We start from the raw sequence: 16931 nt of genomic DNA on the forward strand, positions 1-16931 counted from the left end.
TTCACTATACACTATCTATGGAGGCTTCGTCAAGCTGTCAAGAGAAAAAAATGAACTTTAATGCTTTTTTAAGGAATTTCTTTGAAATCGTTTTCAGTTTCTGGTTATTGATCATTATTTTTCGCAAAGTGGACGAAACATTTTAAGCGTCAGCCCGTATATAATAAAACCAATATCAGGAATGCGAAGAGGAGTGTTTATAGATGAACCGTTATTCGGTTGATGAGTTTGTATCCAAAACCCAGCAGGAAGACAAAGGGGAGGGGCTGTTTGAAATGGAAACACCCCGTCTCTTGGAAGTTAATCTCGATGGAAAAGTGTGGGCAAAGGCCGGTTCGATGGTTTCCTACAGGGGAAGAGTCAAATTTAAGCGTGAAGGGGTATTTGAACACGGAATTGGACGGATGGTGAAAAAAGTGTTCAGCGGAGAAGGGGCTGCACTGATGAAAGCGGAAGGAAACGGAAAGGTGTATCTCGCTGATCAAGGAAAGAAGATCTCCATCTTAAACTTGAAGGGGGACTCCATATTTGTGAACGGGCACGATCTGCTCGCATTTGAGCCGTCGATCCACTGGGACATCAAACTGATGAAAAGAATTTCCGGCATGCTGGCCGGCGGATTGTTTAACATTAAGCTTGAGGGAACTGGAATGGCTGCAATCACAAGCCATTACGAACCGCTCACTTTGATCGTAACCCCGGAAAGCCCAGTCTATACCGATCCAAACGCAACGGTTGCCTGGTCTGGAAGCCTTCAGCCTGAATTTGTGACAGATGTATCTTTTAAGACGTTCATCGGCAGGGGAAGCGGGGAATCGATCCAAATGAAGTTTTCAGGGAACGGGTTTGTCGTTGTGCAGCCGTTTGAAGAAGTTTATTACTCGGAATCTTAATATTAAACGAAAAAAACACTTGCAGGGCAAGTGTTTTTTTGACTCGGGCTTTTTTAGGACAGCGCCCGGACAGTCTGTTTTTTGTTCATGATGATTTCAGACTGCTCGATAATGTCCGTCAGGATGACTTCTGATGAATTGGATAAATGCAAGTTTTTAATGTTTTTCTTCATTTCGTTTAACTTTTTCTCATCAGCCAAAAGGGAGGAGACTGATTCAAGAATTTCCTCATGCCTGTTGACGACGATGGCAGCTCCTCTGTCTTCGAAGAACAGGGCATTTTCCTTTTCCTGCCCGGGAACAGGCTTGTAAAGGATGACGGGAACGCCGATTGCCGTGGCCTCCGTCAGGGTAATTCCGCCCGGCTTTGTGATCATGCAGTCAGCCACCCTGAACAGCTCGTCAATTCTTTCGATATAACCGAGTGATTTCAGCTTGTTTGGATAAAGGGCTTCAATGTCTTCCAGTGAAGATTTCAGCATCGTATTTTTTCCGCACACGACGACGACTTGAACATCCTCTTTCGTCACCAGAGATTCACACAGTTCCTTTACGTTTTTAAGAACCCCGTGTGCGCCTGCCATGATCAGCAATATCTTCTTGTCGGGAGACAGCTGATACTTCTCGTAGATTTTATCTTTGTCCATTTCTTCTTCAAACTGCCTGCGGATCGGAATACCCGTGATCTTGACATTGCTCGGGTGAGTGCCGATTTCGAGCAGTTTTTCCTTCACATAATCAGTGGCTACGTAATATTTGTCAATGTGTTCGTGGACCCAAATTTTGTGAAGGCAGAAATCCGTCATGACGTTAAAGGTCGGAATGACTTTTCCCATTCTCCGTCTGTATTCGGGTACGACAATCATTGGAAACGTATTGATGATGATGTCTGGCTGATGTTTTTTAACCAGTTGGTCCAGCCGTTTATTTCCCATTTTGAAATAAATATTAAACTTTCTTTTATTGTAAATTTTATCGACCCCATAGTAGAAAAGGCGATAAAACTGTTTACCGATTGAAAAGCTTTTCAGGTAGAGATACTGTGTGATCTCTGACACAATCGGGTTTGATTCTTGATACAAATTCGAAACAGTTACATTCTTAAAACCGAGCCGTTCGCACTCTTGGTAGAGCGTTTTGGCTACTTGAACATGGCCATTTCCGTAATTTGCAGTCAAAATTAATATATTTTTATTGGTATTCAAGCATATTCACCTCAATTAATTCAAACAGCAAGAGCTAAAATGGTAAAAAAACAGGAGTCAATGTCCACACATACCATACCATAAATATTATTTTAATTATAAATGAAGAACAAAAATTAAGGTATTTTTAAAGTATGGATCGGCAGGAAAGCACTGGGTTCCTTATTATTCCTGCTTTCGCGGCCAAGCCGAACCCCCTTATGGAAGACTAACCCAACTGTATTTTAACACATTTTGAATGTCTTGCATCAGACCAGGGCATGAGAATTTCATTTCCACTCGTACGGTGTTTCCTGGTAAACGTAATAATTCAGCCAGTTCATGAACAAAAGAGTCGCGTGAGCTTTCCAGCGGTTTACAGGCGCCGCACCGTCCGGCCCGTCTTTAAAATAATTCACCGGCGGATCAATGTCCATGTTTCTGGCCAAATCCCTTTCATACTCTTCTTTAAGAGTATCTGTATCATACTCAGGATGTCCAGTTAAAAAAACTTGTTTTTCATCTTTTGAAGCAATTAAACAGACGCCCGCTTCATCGGATACGCTGAGCACTTTTAAATGAGAAACGGCTTTTAGGTCATCCATATTTATATCTGTATGCCTTGAATGCGGGACATAGTAGAACTCTTCAAAGCCTCTGACCAGTCTTTCATTTTTCTCCATTATTCTGTGTTCGAAAACGCCAAATGTTTTTTTCGGCAGTTTGACTTTGCGAATTCCGTAATGATGATAAAGCCCCGCCTGCGCTCCCCAGCAGATGTGAAGCGTTGACGTGACATGCGTTTTGCTCCACTCTAAAATCTCCTGAAGTTCTTTCCAATAGGACACTTCCTCATACTCCAGGTGCTCGATCGGCGCGCCGGTAATGATCATGCCGTCAAATTTTCTGTCCCTGATCGAAGAAAAAGTTGTATAAAACTGTTCCAAATGCTGCCTTGGTGTATGTTTTGGCGTGTGTGTAGACGGTATTAAAAAAGTGAAATATACCTGTAAAGGAGAATTTCCGAGCATTCTGAGCAGCTGTGTCTCGGTCCTGATTTTCTGCGGCATCAGATTAAGAATCACAATATTTAAAGGTCTGATGTCCTGATGAAAAGCCCGTTTTTCATCCATGACAAAAATATTTTCACTTTCAAGAATCTGCTTCGCTGGCAAATTGATAGGTATGTTGATAGGCAACACGCCACCTCCGGTTTTCTCCGCTGATTTTTCTTCATTATAGGAACTTTTTGGCGATATTTCAATGTGTGAATTGTGTTACAATGAAAGAAGTGTGTGAAAAATATGGAAAATCATCGTGTGATGAACCAAAAGGAGGATCCTCTTGCAAATGAAATCCCATCTATCAGACATAGAAATCGCCCAAAGTACGGAATTAAAACCGATTGCCGAAATTGCACGGAAGCTCAATATAAATGACGATGAAATAGAGTGTTTTGGTTGCACAAAAGCGAAAATTTCTTTAAAAATTTTTGAGCGTTTAAAAGAAAAAAACGATGGACAGGTGATTTTGGTAACCTCCATCAACCCGACCCCGGCCGGCGAAGGGAAGTCGACTGTCACCGTCGGATTGAGCCAGGCGCTCTGGCAGATTGGCAAAAAATCGATCGTTGCACTGAGGGAACCTTCACTCGGTCCGACAATGGGACTGAAAGGCGGGGCTGCCGGAGGAGGATATTCCCAGGTTCTTCCGATGGAGGATATCAATCTTCACTTTACAGGAGATATGCATGCGATCACAGCTGCGAACAACGCTTTGGCGGCTTTTATAGACAATCATATTCATCAGGGAAACGAATTAAACATCGATATTAGAAAAATCGTCTGGAAAAGGACGCTTGACCTCAATGACAGGGCGCTGCGCGAAACCGTTGTCGGCTTAGGCGGAAAAGCGAACGGATTTCCCCGGGAAGACGGCTTTGACATTACTGTCGCATCGGAAATCATGGCCGTTTTATGCCTGGCCGGAGACTTGGCCGATTTAAAAAGACGTCTGGCAGCAATGATCGTTGCCTACACTGTTGACGGACAGCCGGTGACGGCCGGCATGCTCGGTGTTCAGGGAGCGCTCGCTCTCCTGTTAAAAGATGCCATCAAACCAAACCTTGTTCAGACTGTTGAAGGAACACCGGCGCTCGTCCACGGAGGCCCGTTTGCAAACATCGCACACGGGGCGAACAGTTTGATCGCGACTAAAACGGCGGCGAAACTGGCTGATTATGTCGTGACTGAAGCGGGATTTGGCGCGGATTTGGGTGCGGAAAAATTCATGCACATCAAAACGAGAGCCGGCGGGTTCACCCCGGGAGCGGTCGTGATCGTCGCCACCGTAAGAGCGCTGAAAATGCACGGCGGAATGCCTCTCGCCGATTTGAAGCAAAAAGACGTAAACGCATTAAAAAGCGGAATCGCAAACCTTGCCAAGCATATCGAAACGATAGACGCCTTCGGTCTTCCGTACGTTGTGGCCGTCAACAGGTTCGTACACGATGCGGAGGATGAGCTTGAGACGGTTCTTGGCTGGTGCAGGGACAACGGGCATCCGGCTGCACTGTGCAATGTTTGGGAAGAAGGCGGAAAAGGCGGGATTGACCTGGCAAGGGAAGTCATTCATGTCATGGAGCAAAAGGACAATCATTTTTCCTATTTATACGAATTAACCGACTCGATCGAAGACAAATTAGCCAAAATTTCCCGCACCGTTTATGGAGCCGAGGGGGTAGAGTTTACCGAAAAGGCGAAAAAGCAGCTGCTGGAATTGAAAAAGAACGGATTGGACGGGCTGCCAGTATGCGTGGCCAAAACTCAGTATTCTTTATCAGATGATCCGGGGAAAATTGGCAGGCCGAAAGGTTTCAGCATCACCGTCCGTGAATTAAAACCATCGAGGGGCGCGGGATTTATCGTCGCTTTAACTGGCAGCATTTTAACAATGCCCGGGCTGCCGAAACATCCTGCTGCACTTAAAATGGATGTCGGTGAAGACGGCAGGGCCAAAGGTTTATTCTAAAAAGGAGGGACCGTCATGTCCATTTACGATATCAGCGTCAAGACGATTAAAGGCGAGGACACGACACTGCGGCCGTATAAAGGCAAAGTGCTTCTCATCGTCAACACGGCCTCAAAGTGCGGATTTACACCCCAATATCAACAGCTTCAAGACTTGTATGAAACATATAAAGACCGGGGGCTTGAGATTCTGGGCTTTCCCAGCAACCAATTCATGAATCAGGAGCCTGGCGATGAAAAAAGCATAGAAGAATTTTGCAGCGTAAACTACGGGGTCACGTTTCCGATGTTTTCGAAGGTGAATGTAAAAGGAGATCAAATCCACCCGCTGTTCCGCCACTTGACGAACAAGGCGAAGGGCATGCTTGGAACAAAAGCGGTCAAATGGAATTTCACAAAATTTCTCGTTGATCAAACCGGGGAGAACGTTGAGCGTTTTTCACCGCAAACCAATCCAAAGGAGATGGAGGAGGCCATTCAGAAATGGCTGGGCTGAATCAGGAACAAACAGAACAGATCCGCTTGATGTCCGAATGGGTAAGAAAAAAGCTCGCAGCCGAAGGGACAGGACATGACTGGCTGCATATCGAAAGGGTTCGGAACATAAGCCTTCAGATTGCAAAAGAAGAGGGTGCAGACCTGTTTGTGACCGAAGCTTCCGCCCTTCTCCACGATATGATTGATGTAAAGCTGGACGATGAACACCGGGTTCCGCTTGATGAGTTGAAAAGGCGCCTCTCAGAAGACTGGAAGGTCGATCCTGGAACGGTTGACGGGATTCTTGCCATCATCACAAGAATGTCATTCAGAGACAGAGAAAAATATAAAGACGAACGCCTTTCAAAAGAAGGTATGGCAGTTCAGGATGCCGATCGGCTTGATGCGATCGGCGCCGTCGGGATCGCCAGGGCTTTGATGTATGCAGGGGCAAAGGGGCATCTCCTCTACGGGAGCGCCAATGCGCCTACTGCTGTCGGCCACTTTTACGAGAAGCTTCTCCTTTTAAAAGATTTGATGAATACAAAGACGGGACGGATGCTCGCGGAAAAAAGGCATCAGCTGATGCTCGAATTTCTCGGCGAACTGGAAAATGAATGCGCCTTCTCCAGAGAAAGCCGCCTTGATAGATCAGGGCCGGGGGTTATGGTAGAATAAGACCGGATCTTTTAACAGAGGGGGACAATGATGAAAATTAAATCGATAGAACCGACACCGAGCCCGAATACAATGAAGGTGATTTTGACCGAAGAACTGCCGGGCGGAAAAAGCAATAATTATAAAAAGGACCATGCGGAAGGCGCGCCTCCCGTCATCCAAGAGGTTTTAAACATAGAGGGAGTAAAAGGCGTCTACCATGTGGCCGATTTTATCGCTGTCGAGCGCAATGCGAGATTTGACTGGAAAGACATCCTCCCTGCCGTGCGTGCTGCTTTCGGAATGGACGAAGCCGAAGAGGCGGGGGGCCGTTCCGAAGAAAAAGAATCGTTTGGCGAAGTTAAAGTCTTCGTGCAAATGTTCAGCGGGATACCGATGCAGGTGAAATTGACCGACGGCGAGCGCGAGGAGCGCTTCGGCCTTCCAGAACGTTTCCAAGAAGCGATCTTGAAGCTTAAAACCGCGTCTTCCAACGTCGTGCTCGAACGGTCTTGGAAAGAGCAAGGCGTCAGATTCGGCGATTTTTCAGAAATCGGCCGTGAAGTAACGGAAGAGCTTGAGGCGGCTTACGATGAGGAGCGCCTGCGGAAGCTGACGGAATCAGCCGCATCAAGCGATGCTGAGGATAAACGCGCGGCTGTGCAGCGAAAGTCTTACCGGGTAACGCTTGAAATGATGGATGAGGAAGATTGGCAAAAACGCTATGCCCATCTTGAACAAATGGATCCGGATGAAAAGGACATTCCAGTACTCGAAAAAGCGCTCAATGACCCGAAAACATCGATCAGAAGACTTGCTGTCGTTTATTTGGGCATGATCGAAACGCCTGCGGTGCTTCCTCTATTATATCAAGCACTCGAAGACAAAACGATCACGGTCAGAAGAACAGCCGGTGATTGTCTGTCAGACATCGGAAACCCGGAAGCGATTCCGGCAATGATCAAAGCGCTCAAGGACCCGAGCAAGCTTGTGCGCTGGAGAGCCGCCATGTTTCTGTACGAAGTCGGCGATGAGAGCGCGCTTCCCGCTTTAAAAGAAGCTGAAAACGATCCCGAATTTGAAGTCAGCCTTCAAGTCAAAATGGCGGTCGAACGGATCGAATACGGTGAAGAAGCGAAAGGTTCCGTATGGAAGCAAATGACGGAAAGCCGCAAAAAAGACGGCTGACAAGGACGCTGGAAACAGCGTCTTTTTTTATGCCTTAAGCTCTTCGCTCTGCAGCGGGGATCCATCCGGGAATTTTGAAAAAAGTCACGCGTCTTGTTATAAAATATCACTTTTTCTATAAAAATATTTCGAATATTGTTGAAAAACACGCTGAAAATATATATAGTAGTTAGCAATCATATGGAATGTGGAGGTTCTGATTCATGGGGAATGATTTACAGATGAAGATCAAAACAACCGTCATCTTGCGGATCAGTCCGGCAAGCGGTTAGCAGACAGTTTTTTAAAACTGAATATTCAGAAAATATAGAATGTAAATACGAAGATGTTTAGGAGGATCACGATGACAGGTTTACGCAGTGACATGATTACAAAAGGGATCGACAGAGCGCCGCACCGCAGTTTGCTGCGCGCGGCTGGGGTAAAAGAAGAGGACTTCGGCAAACCGTTTATTGCCGTTTGCAACTCATATATCGATATCGTACCGGGTCATGTCCATTTGCAGGAGTTTGGAAAAATCGTCAAAGAGGCGATCAGAGAGGCCGGCGGTGTTCCGTTTGAATTTAATACAATCGGGGTCGACGACGGAATTGCGATGGGGCACATCGGAATGAGATATTCTCTTCCGAGCCGCGAAATCATCGCCGATTCAGTGGAAACGGTTGTATCAGCGCACTGGTTTGACGGAATGGTATGTATTCCAAACTGCGATAAAATCACGCCGGGTATGATCATGGCAGCAATGCGGATCAATATTCCGACCGTGTTTGTCAGCGGGGGGCCGATGGAAGCGGGAAGAACGAGCGACGGACGGAAAATCTCGCTTTCCTCTGTATTTGAAGGCGTTGGCGCTTATCAATCAGGCAAAATCGATGAGAAAGGGCTTGAGGAGCTTGAACAGTTCGGCTGTCCGACATGCGGATCCTGCTCGGGCATGTTCACGGCCAACTCGATGAACTGCCTTTCTGAAGCTCTTGGCATCGCCATGCCGGGCAACGGCACCATTTTGGCGACATCGCCCGACCGCAGGGAATTTGCCAAACAGTCGGCCCGCCAGCTGATGGAGTTGATCAAGTCGGATATTAAACCGCGCGACATCGTGACCGAAAAAGCGATCGACAACGCGTTCGCTTTAGACATGGCGCTCGGTGGATCAACGAATACGATCCTTCATACGCTTGCGATCGCCAATGAAGCGGGGGTCGACTACTCGCTTGAACGGATCAATGAGGTAGCGGCAAGGGTTCCGCATTTATCAAAGCTTGCGCCGGCTTCCGATGTGTTTATTGAAGATTTGCATGAAGCTGGAGGCGTATCAGCAGTCTTAAACGAGCTGTCGAAAAAAGAAGGCGCGCTTCACTTGGATACGCTGACCGTAACGGGAAAAACGCTTGGCGAAAATATTGCCGGGCGCGAAGTGAAAGATTACGAGGTCATTCATCCGATCGATCAGCCGTTTTCAGAGCAAGGCGGACTCGCCGTCCTGTTCGGCAACCTGGCGCCTGACGGTGCGATCATTAAAACCGGCGGCGTCCAAGACGGGATTACCCGCCATGAAGGACCTGCGGTTGTCTTTGACTCACAGGAAGAAGCGCTTGACGGCATCATTAACCGTAAAGTAAAAGCGGGAGATGTCGTCATCATCCGCTATGAAGGTCCTAAAGGCGGACCGGGAATGCCTGAAATGCTTGCACCGACTTCGCAGATCGTCGGAATGGGCCTCGGTCCGAAAGTTGCTTTAATTACCGACGGCCGCTTTTCCGGAGCCTCCCGCGGTCTTTCGATCGGCCACGTTTCGCCAGAAGCAGCCGAAGGCGGCCCGCTTGCTTTCGTAGAAAACGGCGACCATATCATTGTTGATATCGAAAAGCGGATTTTAAACATCGAAATCTCCGATGAAGAGTGGGAAAAAAGAAAAGCAAACTGGCCCGGATTTGAACCGAAAGTGAAAACGGGCTATCTCGCCCGGTATTCAAAGCTGGTGACATCTGCCAATACCGGCGGCATTATGAAAATCTAGCGGTTTTTTCGCCCGGTGTTTGAAATTCAGCCCCCGCTGTAGTATCCTTGACATCAGTAGCAAGGTTTATAGAGGGGGCTTTTTAATATGTCAACAGCTTATGAAGAATACATGCGCCAGCTCGTTCTTCCGATGCGTCAGGAATTGGTGCAGGCCGGCTTTAAAGAGTTATCGACCGCGGAAGAAGTTGAGACATTCATGGAAGGTGCAGAAGGCACGACTTTCGTCGTCGTCAATTCAGTCTGCGGATGTGCCGCAGGGCTGGCGAGACCGGCAGCCGTTCAGGCCGTCTCCGGAAGCGAAAACGGGCCTGATGAGACCGTTACAGTCTTTGCCGGACAGGACCGCGAAGCAACGGCGAAAATGAGGGAATACTTCGAAGGATATGAACCGTCTTCACCTTCAATGGCACTGCTGAAAGGCAAAGAAGTCGTTCATTTCATTCCTCGTGAACAGATTGAAGGCCGTGAAATGACGGAGATTATGAAAAACATCACGGACGCTTTTGAAAAACATTGCTAAAATGCCCTTTGAAGGGCATTTTTTACGGAGAAGAACATGATTGTCACAACAAGCTACAGACCGACTGAAAACACGGTTTTAACGGCGGAAAAAATCAGCCGGACGCTCGGCGCCCGCTTTTCCGAACGGAGAAAACGGCCGATTCGCCAAATCCGGGAGACAGAGCAGGAAGATGTTCTCGTGGTTGGAAAAGAGCGCTTCGAGCTGTATCATTCAGAAGGCGAAAAGTTCTTTTTCCACCCGAACTCTGCGATGTTCCGGGCGAAGCGCATGTTAAGAGGCGAACCGGATCCTTTTGTCGAAGCTGCACAAGTTGAACCGGGAGACAAGCTGCTCGATTGTACGCTCGGCCTTGGATCAGACGCCATCATTGCAAGCCTTGCCGCTGGCGAACAAGGCGAGGTGTGCGGAATTGAAAAAAGCCCGCTCCTCGCTTTTCTTGTCGAGGCGGGGCTTCAATCGTGGGAGACAGGCCTTGACGCTTTGGATCAGGCGATGAAAAGGATTCGGGTTCATTCCGGCGACAGCTTTGAATATCTGCTGGAGCTTGATGATGATTCAGCAGATATCGTCTACTTTGACCCGATGTTTGATGATGGAATCGAAGAATCAAACGGCATCGCCCCTTTAAGAAAGTGGGCGCATTCCGAGTTTACGCTTGACGGTGCTTTAAATGAAGCCCTTCGGGTCGCCAGAAAAAGAGTGGTCCTGAAAGACCACTGGAAAAGTCCGCGCTTCGAAAAATACGGATTTCGCGTAAAAAAACGCAAAACGGCCCTGTTTCATTACGGTGTTCTCGAAAAATGAAATCCCAAGGCATATACCTTGGGATTTTTTAATCTGCGATTTCCATGACGATAAAATAAGCGAGGGTAATCAATGAAGCGGTTATAAAAAGACCTTCAATCATGAACGATCACTCCCAATTTTGGAATTTTCATCTTTGATTGTAAACGTTTTATCGCCAAAAGAAAAGGCGTTTTGTTTATTTGCACCGTCACTTTATGAATGACTGAAAATTCAACCTATGATAGAATAAGAGAAAACGAGAAAGCGATCCAAAAGGGGACTAACCAGTCATGAAGATGTGGATGAGAAAAGCGCTTGTCACATTATTTACAATTGCAACGTTCGGCCTTGTATCTCCTCCTGCGGCATTAATGGCGGACAAGCCGCAGGAGCATCAGAGCATGAAAGAATCCGGGTATACAGCTGTTTATCAAAAGCAGGAAGAGCCCGAACTTGAAGAAGACGGCGAATCCAAATCTTCATTTGACAGCTACAAGGATGAACTGCTCAATGAAGCAGAAGATCTGTCATTCGTAAAATTCGGCAGCAGGATATCGCCGGTCATCGAAGACGAGTACAGGGAAGAAGTGCTTCCAAAGGTCGAGGAGATCATCGTCAGCCATCTCATGACAATGCAGGACAATGACGCTTACCAGGATCTTGTCATTTCCAAAACGCCGACGGCGGGGAAGTCGGAGAGAATCTTCCACGTTTACAACCGGAAAACGGGGGAGGATGTGCTGAGGTTCCATGTGCGCAGGGACAAGCCGCCGCATAAAGGGTACTGGTTTAACTTTCATTATCATACTGCCGAAGACGGCTTTCAAAAACATCACGATCTCGGAAGCATATACTGGGACCGCAATACACCGCCTAACTGGATGAGCCACTAAAGGAGATTGATGCAGATGAAGAAGTATACGATGAATGAAATGGTGCACTTAACGAAAAATATGCTGAATGAGCGCGGGGTTACGATTGAGGATATTGCACTGATCGTACAAAAGCTGCAGGAAAAATACCATCCTGATCTGTCGCTTGCTGTATGCGTTGAGAATGTCGAAAAGGTCTTAAACAAAAGGGAAATCGTTCATGCCGTGTTAACGGGGATAGCGCTTGACCAGCTTGCCGAGAAAAAGCTATTGCCTGAACCGCTTCAATATTTGGTCGAAACGGATGAACCCCTTTACGGGATCGACGAGATTATTCCGCTTTCCATCGTAAACGTCTACGGTTCGATCGGCTTGACGAACTTCGGCTATCTGGATAAAGAAAAGTTCGGCATCATTAAAGAACTGGACGACTGTCCGGACGATGAGGTTCACACGTTCCTTGATGATATCGTCGCTGCCTTGGCGGCAGCTGCTGCAAGCCGAATTGCCCATTCGCATCAGGATCTTGAGGATGAAGAGAGAACAGACGGACAGAGCGTTGCGAAAAGCCGTTGAAAGACCTCGCCCTCCCCGCCATCAGGCGGGGTTTTTTTATGCCGATATTTTATGTCTTTTCCCGAAAAATGTCTTGTTTTCGAAAGGTTAAACAAGATACACTACAAAAGGATGAAAAAAATGAAACATCATGCGGATATATGCCGTCATATGTTAGAGAACCGGAATTGAACAAAACGGGGAATGACACCAATGCATTCGGGCGGCCTGATCAGAATGTAAACCTCGAAGAAAGGTTTCCTCTCATCACAGCTTTAACCTCCATCTTCATGCATCATGTTCACAGATGATCACACAAAGAGATGAGCATCGTCCGGCATTATTTCGCTACAAACATCATAAGGGGGCTTTAAATTAATGATTTCATTGATTACCGCCATGGACAGAAACCGCCTGATCGGCAAAGATAATGATCTGCCATGGCATCTGCCGCAGGATTTGAAGTATTTTAAAGAGGTGACGAAAGGACACGCCGTGATCATGGGGAGAAAGACGTTTGAATCCATCGGCAAACCTTTGCCTCACCGGGAGAACATCATCGTTACATCCAATAAAGAACTGGATATTCCGAATTGTCAGGTGATGCACTCGGCAGAAGAAGCGGTGCGGTTTGCGAAAAACAAAAACGAAGAATGTTTTGTCATCGGCGGTTCAACACTGTACGCGGAGATTCTGCCTTTTGCAGACAAGCTGTATGTGACAAAAATCGATGAAACCTTTGAAGGGGACCGGTATTTTCCTGAATTCAGCGAAGCTGAGTGGGAAATCGTTTCGAGGCGGAAAGGCCTGAAAGATGACAAAAATCCATATGACTACGAATTCCTCGTTTATCAAAGAAAAGGATAGAGGAGAGGATTTTCATGTTTCGCTATTGTTTTTTATGGATGTATTCGGCCTATATGTTCATCAAGCATATCAAGCTCCTGCAGGCGCTACAGACACTTGACCCGCGCCTTTCGTACGCCAATCAGATGGAAGCTGTCTTTGATAAGCCGAAAGCTTTTTTACGGGGGTGCATCGGCTTAACCGGTTCGACCGTTTCCATCCATCAGAATGGAAGATCCCCGGCTGGCCCCGTCCTTTACGTGCATCCAAAGCTCGGCCTGTCAGAGCTCGCCGTGCTGCTCGGACACCTTGATAAAACGGCTTCGTTTTTTGCTGATCCGCGCGCCTTTCGTTATCCGCTGCTCAGCGGCTGGCTCAATAAAATGGCCGTGGTCAAAAAAAGCGCCGACAAGGAAGCATCACTTGAAAAAGTGGAAGAGATCGTCAGGAAAGGCCAAAGCTTTATTCTGTCTGAAGATGACGGGCTCGATTACAAATCTTTATCCAAAAAGCTCGGCATTCCGATCGTTGCAGTCGAAACAGCCGGTACGGAAGACATGAAGAAAGGCAAGTTGTTCAAGAGGCTGAGACCTGCTGATATCGACTTGACGATCCACCCGGCATACGTCCTGACCGAAAACAAACAGCTTCGGGCATAAAAAAACCAGGCTTCCTTTATGGGAGCCTGGTTTTCGCCGTTTATGATATAAACGGCACCTTTGCCACGTAGAAAAGCACGCAGAAAAACATGGAGGCGCTGCCGCCGAGTACGAAGGTGTGCCAAATCGCATGATGATACGGGATCTTTCTCCATAAATAAAAGATCGTTCCGACAGAATACAATATTCCCCCTAAGAGCAGCAGGGCGAATCCTTCTCCGGTCAAGGCCGTATAAAGCGGCTTGATCGCAATAATCGCCATCCAGCCCATCACAAGATACACCAGCGTGCTGACCACGATAAATCGTTTCACAAAAAAGATTTTAAATACAACTCCGCCAATCGCAAGTCCCCAGACGACCGCAAGCATTGTATAGCCGAGCGTGCCTTTCAAAGGTCCGAGGAGCAGCGGTGTGTATGTGCCCGCAATCAGTACGTAGATGGCTGAGTGATCGATGATCTCAAGAATATCTTTTGTTTTTTGGTGCTGAATGCTGTGCAGAAGGGTCGAACTTAAATACAGGAACAGCATGGAAGCGCCGAAAATCGAAAAGCTGACAACATCCACCGGACTTCCGTAGCGAATCGCAAATATCACCAAAAATACGATGGCGGGTATGGAGAGGAGAACGCCGAGCCCATGGGTAATTGCATTCGCAATTTCTTCTTTAATCGTGTACATACCAAGACACCCTTTCTAATCTTGAATAATGTGATGCTTTAAAGAGTTTAAAAAGCGGAGGCCTTCAAGCGTGATTTTTGTCCCGGCTCTTCCGCGGCCCTTTGTAATAAACTCTCTTTTTTCCAAATAATCCAATCTGCTGCGCACTTGCTGGGGGGTAAGCTCCGACTTGCCGTTTTTGCTCAGTTCAGACAGAACTCTGCGGCTGGCAGGCTCTCCTTTTTCATTTAATTGCTTGACTGCATCGAGCAAAAACGCAAACTCCTCTTTTTCCATCAAAGTCAGTGATGTTGAAGCCGTTTTTTTATCTTTTGGCTTCTTCTTTTCGATTTGTTCTCTTAACGCCGGCGGAGTGTCGTAAAGCTGAATCGTTTTCCCGTCTGAGACGGTTTTCATATAATCCGTCATGTTTTTGAGTTCTCTGACGTTCCCCTCAAACTCATGCTGCTCTAAAGCCTTCCAAACGACCGGTTCGACATATATGTCATGATCCCCGCTTTTTAAAAAATGATGCACGAGAAGGGGGATGTCGCTTCGCCGTTCAGCAAGGGGGGGAAGCGGAAGGTCGAGCACATTGAGCCTGTAGTACAAATCCTTGCGGAATTCGCTGCTTTCAATCCGTTCACCGAGCGGCACGCTTGAGGTGACAATCAGTCTTTTTGGCATCCCTTTTTCAATGGCTGCCAAAAGCTTGCCCTGGAGAGGCAAGGAAAGCCCCCACACTTCGTCGAGAAACAAGGTTCCGGATTCATTCATCTCTGAAAGAAAAAAGTCTTCAGTCGCTTCATCTTCATTCAGCGTGCTGCAGCTTACGTGTGTGAAGGGATCATGGTTGAAAGATGATCCGGAATGAATGGCTTTGGCGAACAGCTCTTTGCCTGTGCCTGTTTCTCCATGAATCAGAATCGGATGGGAAGAGGCTGCAAATTGTATCGCTCTGTTTTTCGTTTGCAAAAAGGAATCGCATTCCCCGATCAGCTCGGAGAACCCTATGGATGGGTACGTGTGTTTAATCATGGCGGATCTCCTTTTGGTTCTAATTGGTTCTATTATAACACCCAATTAGAACAAATAAAGAGTTTTTTGAAAAAAAGTATATTTGGCTGCACATTAAGAATCGAAAAGAACTCCGTATATATTGAGAAAGTGTATAATATTCTGTAAATAACAAAGAATTGCCCTTTAAATTTTGAATATTCATGATATAATGGCGTATTAAATAAAGCTTTATACAGAAAGGATCTTATACATGAAACCGTTGCTTAAAGAAAACTCTCTCATCCAAGTCAAAGACATTTTAAAAGCCCATCAAAATGTAAAAGACGTTGTCATTCATACCCCCCTCCAAAAAAATGAGAGGCTCTCCGAGAGGTACGATTGCAACGTATATTTAAAAAGAGAAGACCTGCAGGTTGTCCGCTCTTTTAAACTGAGAGGCGCCTATTATAAAATGAAGCAGCTTTCAAAAGAAACGACGAAAAACGGGGTCGTCTGCGCCAGTGCAGGAAACCATGCGCAGGGGGTCGCTTTTTCCTGTAAACATCTCGGTATTCACGGAAAGATTTTTATGCCGTCGACGACTCCGAGGCAAAAAATTTCTCAAGTCGAATTGTTCGGCAAGGAATACATCGAGATCATCCTGACAGGCGACACGTTCGATGATGCATATCAAAGCGCAGTCGCTTGCTGCGAGGAAGAAAAACGGGCATTTATCCACCCGTTTGACGATCCTGCCGTCATGGCCGGACAGGGAACGGTTGCGGTCGAAATCTTAAACGATATCGAAACAGAACCCCATTATTTATTTGCAAGTGTAGGCGGCGGCGGCCTGCTTTCAGGAGTGGGAACCTACATGAAAAACGTGTCCCCGGATACAAAGCTGATCGCGGTTGAGCCCAAAGGCGCGCCGGCTCTATTTGAATCAAACAAAAAAGGCGAAGTCGTGACCCTCGAGAAAATCGATAAATTTGTAGACGGAGCCGCCGTGCAAAAAATCGGCGAAGAGACATTTAAAACGCTTGAAACCGTTGTAGATGATATTTTGCTCGTTCCCGAAGGAAAGGTATGCACCGCGATTCTTGAGCTGTACAACCAATGCGCGATTGTCGCCGAGCCTGCGGGAGCGCTGCCGATCGCCGCTTTAGACCTTTACAGGGATGAAATCAAAGGAAAGAATGTCGTATGCATTGTGAGCGGAGGAAACAACGATATCGGCAGAATGCAGGAAATCAAAGACAGATCGATGATGTATGAAGGACTCCAGCATTATTTCATCGTGAACTTCCCGCAAAGGGCGGGAGCTTTGCGCGAATTTCTAGATGAAGTGCTCGGGCCGACCGATGATATCACCCGCTTTGAATATACGAAGAAAAATAATAAAAGCAGCGGCCCTGCGCTCGTCGGCATCGAATTGAAACAGCGCGAAGACTACGAGCCGCTGATTGCGAGAATGGACCGCAAAGGCTTCCGCTATGTCGAAGTGAATAAAGATGAAGGGCTCTTTCATTTGCTGATTTAAGAAATTTTTTTGAAAACACGCATAAATCAAAGACAACGGC

General features: G+C 46.8%; 17 protein-coding genes. 13 read left to right on the forward strand and 4 right to left on the reverse strand.

Annotation, left to right across the window (positions count from 1 at the left end; genetic code table 11):
* The first annotated feature begins 203 nt into the window (after positions 1 to 203).
* On the forward strand, positions 204 to 893 hold the full coding sequence (locus M1D90_RS10230) for an AIM24 family protein (protein WP_020451891.1): 690 nt from the start codon (positions 204 to 206) through the stop codon (positions 891 to 893).
* A gap of 53 nt (positions 894 to 946) precedes the next feature.
* Here M1D90_RS10230 and M1D90_RS10235 read toward each other — a convergent pair whose 3' ends face one another.
* Together M1D90_RS10235 and metA are read right to left on the reverse strand one after the other, a co-directional pair.
* Positions 947 to 2098 carry a diglucosyl diacylglycerol synthase gene (locus M1D90_RS10235; protein WP_020451890.1) on the reverse strand — a complete coding sequence of 384 codons (1152 nt, stop codon included), beginning with the start codon at positions 2096 to 2098 and terminating at the stop codon, positions 947 to 949.
* A 269-nt stretch (positions 2099 to 2367) separates the two neighbouring features.
* Positions 2368 to 3276, reverse strand: a complete 909-nt coding sequence (gene metA, locus M1D90_RS10240; RefSeq protein WP_023857398.1) for a homoserine O-acetyltransferase MetA — start codon at positions 3274 to 3276, stop codon at positions 2368 to 2370.
* A gap of 151 nt (positions 3277 to 3427) precedes the next feature.
* Here metA and M1D90_RS10245 point away from each other — a divergent pair, with 151 nt between their 5' ends.
* The 11 genes from M1D90_RS10245 to M1D90_RS10295 all read left to right on the forward strand — a co-directional run bounded on the left by M1D90_RS10245 (position 3428) and on the right by M1D90_RS10295 (position 13691).
* On the forward strand, positions 3428 to 5107 hold the full coding sequence (locus M1D90_RS10245) for a formate--tetrahydrofolate ligase (RefSeq protein ID WP_103749549.1): 1680 nt from the start codon (positions 3428 to 3430) through the stop codon (positions 5105 to 5107).
* Between the two features lie 15 nt (positions 5108 to 5122).
* Complete coding sequence (locus tag M1D90_RS10250) at positions 5123 to 5602, forward strand: glutathione peroxidase (protein ID WP_020451887.1); 480 nt, start codon at positions 5123 to 5125, stop codon at positions 5600 to 5602.
* Positions 5590 to 6261, forward strand: a complete 672-nt coding sequence (locus tag M1D90_RS10255; RefSeq protein ID WP_035338550.1) for an HD domain-containing protein — start codon at positions 5590 to 5592, stop codon at positions 6259 to 6261. Before M1D90_RS10250 ends, M1D90_RS10255 begins: the two co-directional genes overlap by 13 nt.
* A 30-nt stretch (positions 6262 to 6291) precedes the next feature.
* Positions 6292 to 7428: a conserved virulence factor C family protein gene (locus tag M1D90_RS10260; RefSeq protein WP_026579412.1), complete on the forward strand. Its 1137-nt coding sequence runs from the start codon at positions 6292 to 6294 to the stop codon at positions 7426 to 7428.
* Between the two features lie 343 nt (positions 7429 to 7771).
* The gene (ilvD, locus tag M1D90_RS10265) at positions 7772 to 9448 is read left to right on the forward strand and encodes a dihydroxy-acid dehydratase (RefSeq protein WP_020451884.1); all 1677 of its coding nucleotides are present in this window, start codon (positions 7772 to 7774) and stop codon (positions 9446 to 9448) included.
* Between the two features lie 87 nt (positions 9449 to 9535).
* Complete coding sequence (locus M1D90_RS10270; RefSeq protein ID WP_025811259.1) at positions 9536 to 9970, forward strand: BrxA/BrxB family bacilliredoxin; 435 nt, start codon at positions 9536 to 9538, stop codon at positions 9968 to 9970.
* A gap of 36 nt (positions 9971 to 10006) precedes the next feature.
* Positions 10007 to 10777: a class I SAM-dependent methyltransferase gene (locus M1D90_RS10275; RefSeq protein ID WP_035399808.1), complete on the forward strand. Its 771-nt coding sequence runs from the start codon at positions 10007 to 10009 to the stop codon at positions 10775 to 10777.
* A gap of 272 nt (positions 10778 to 11049) precedes the next feature.
* Entirely contained in the window at positions 11050 to 11652 is a 603-nt protein-coding gene (locus tag M1D90_RS10280; protein ID WP_023857393.1) for a YpjP family protein, read from the forward strand.
* A gap of 15 nt (positions 11653 to 11667) precedes the next feature.
* Positions 11668 to 12207 (forward strand): phosphatidylglycerophosphatase A family protein, encoded by a 540-nt coding sequence (locus tag M1D90_RS10285; RefSeq protein WP_025811261.1) that lies wholly within the window; start codon positions 11668 to 11670, stop codon positions 12205 to 12207.
* 357 nt (positions 12208 to 12564) lie between these two features.
* Positions 12565 to 13053: a dihydrofolate reductase gene (locus M1D90_RS10290; RefSeq protein WP_020451878.1), complete on the forward strand. Its 489-nt coding sequence runs from the start codon at positions 12565 to 12567 to the stop codon at positions 13051 to 13053.
* A 14-nt stretch (positions 13054 to 13067) separates the two neighbouring features.
* Positions 13068 to 13691 carry a 1-acyl-sn-glycerol-3-phosphate acyltransferase gene (locus M1D90_RS10295; RefSeq protein ID WP_456283424.1) on the forward strand — a complete coding sequence of 208 codons (624 nt, stop codon included), beginning with the start codon at positions 13068 to 13070 and terminating at the stop codon, positions 13689 to 13691.
* A gap of 40 nt (positions 13692 to 13731) precedes the next feature.
* Here M1D90_RS10295 and trhA read toward each other — a convergent pair whose 3' ends face one another.
* Complete coding sequence (gene trhA / locus M1D90_RS10300) at positions 13732 to 14373, reverse strand: PAQR family membrane homeostasis protein TrhA (protein ID WP_020451876.1); 642 nt, start codon at positions 14371 to 14373, stop codon at positions 13732 to 13734.
* Between the two features lie 15 nt (positions 14374 to 14388).
* The gene (locus M1D90_RS10305) at positions 14389 to 15390 is read right to left on the reverse strand and encodes a sigma 54-interacting transcriptional regulator (protein WP_456283426.1); all 1002 of its coding nucleotides are present in this window, start codon (positions 15388 to 15390) and stop codon (positions 14389 to 14391) included.
* Between the two features lie 232 nt (positions 15391 to 15622).
* Here M1D90_RS10305 and ilvA point away from each other — a divergent pair, with 232 nt between their 5' ends.
* Positions 15623 to 16891 carry a threonine ammonia-lyase IlvA gene (ilvA, locus tag M1D90_RS10310; protein ID WP_020451874.1) on the forward strand — a complete coding sequence of 423 codons (1269 nt, stop codon included), beginning with the start codon at positions 15623 to 15625 and terminating at the stop codon, positions 16889 to 16891.
* The last annotated feature ends 40 nt before the right edge of the window (positions 16892 to 16931 follow it).

The sequence above is a fragment of the Bacillus sp. JZ34 genome, assembly GCF_053903205.1.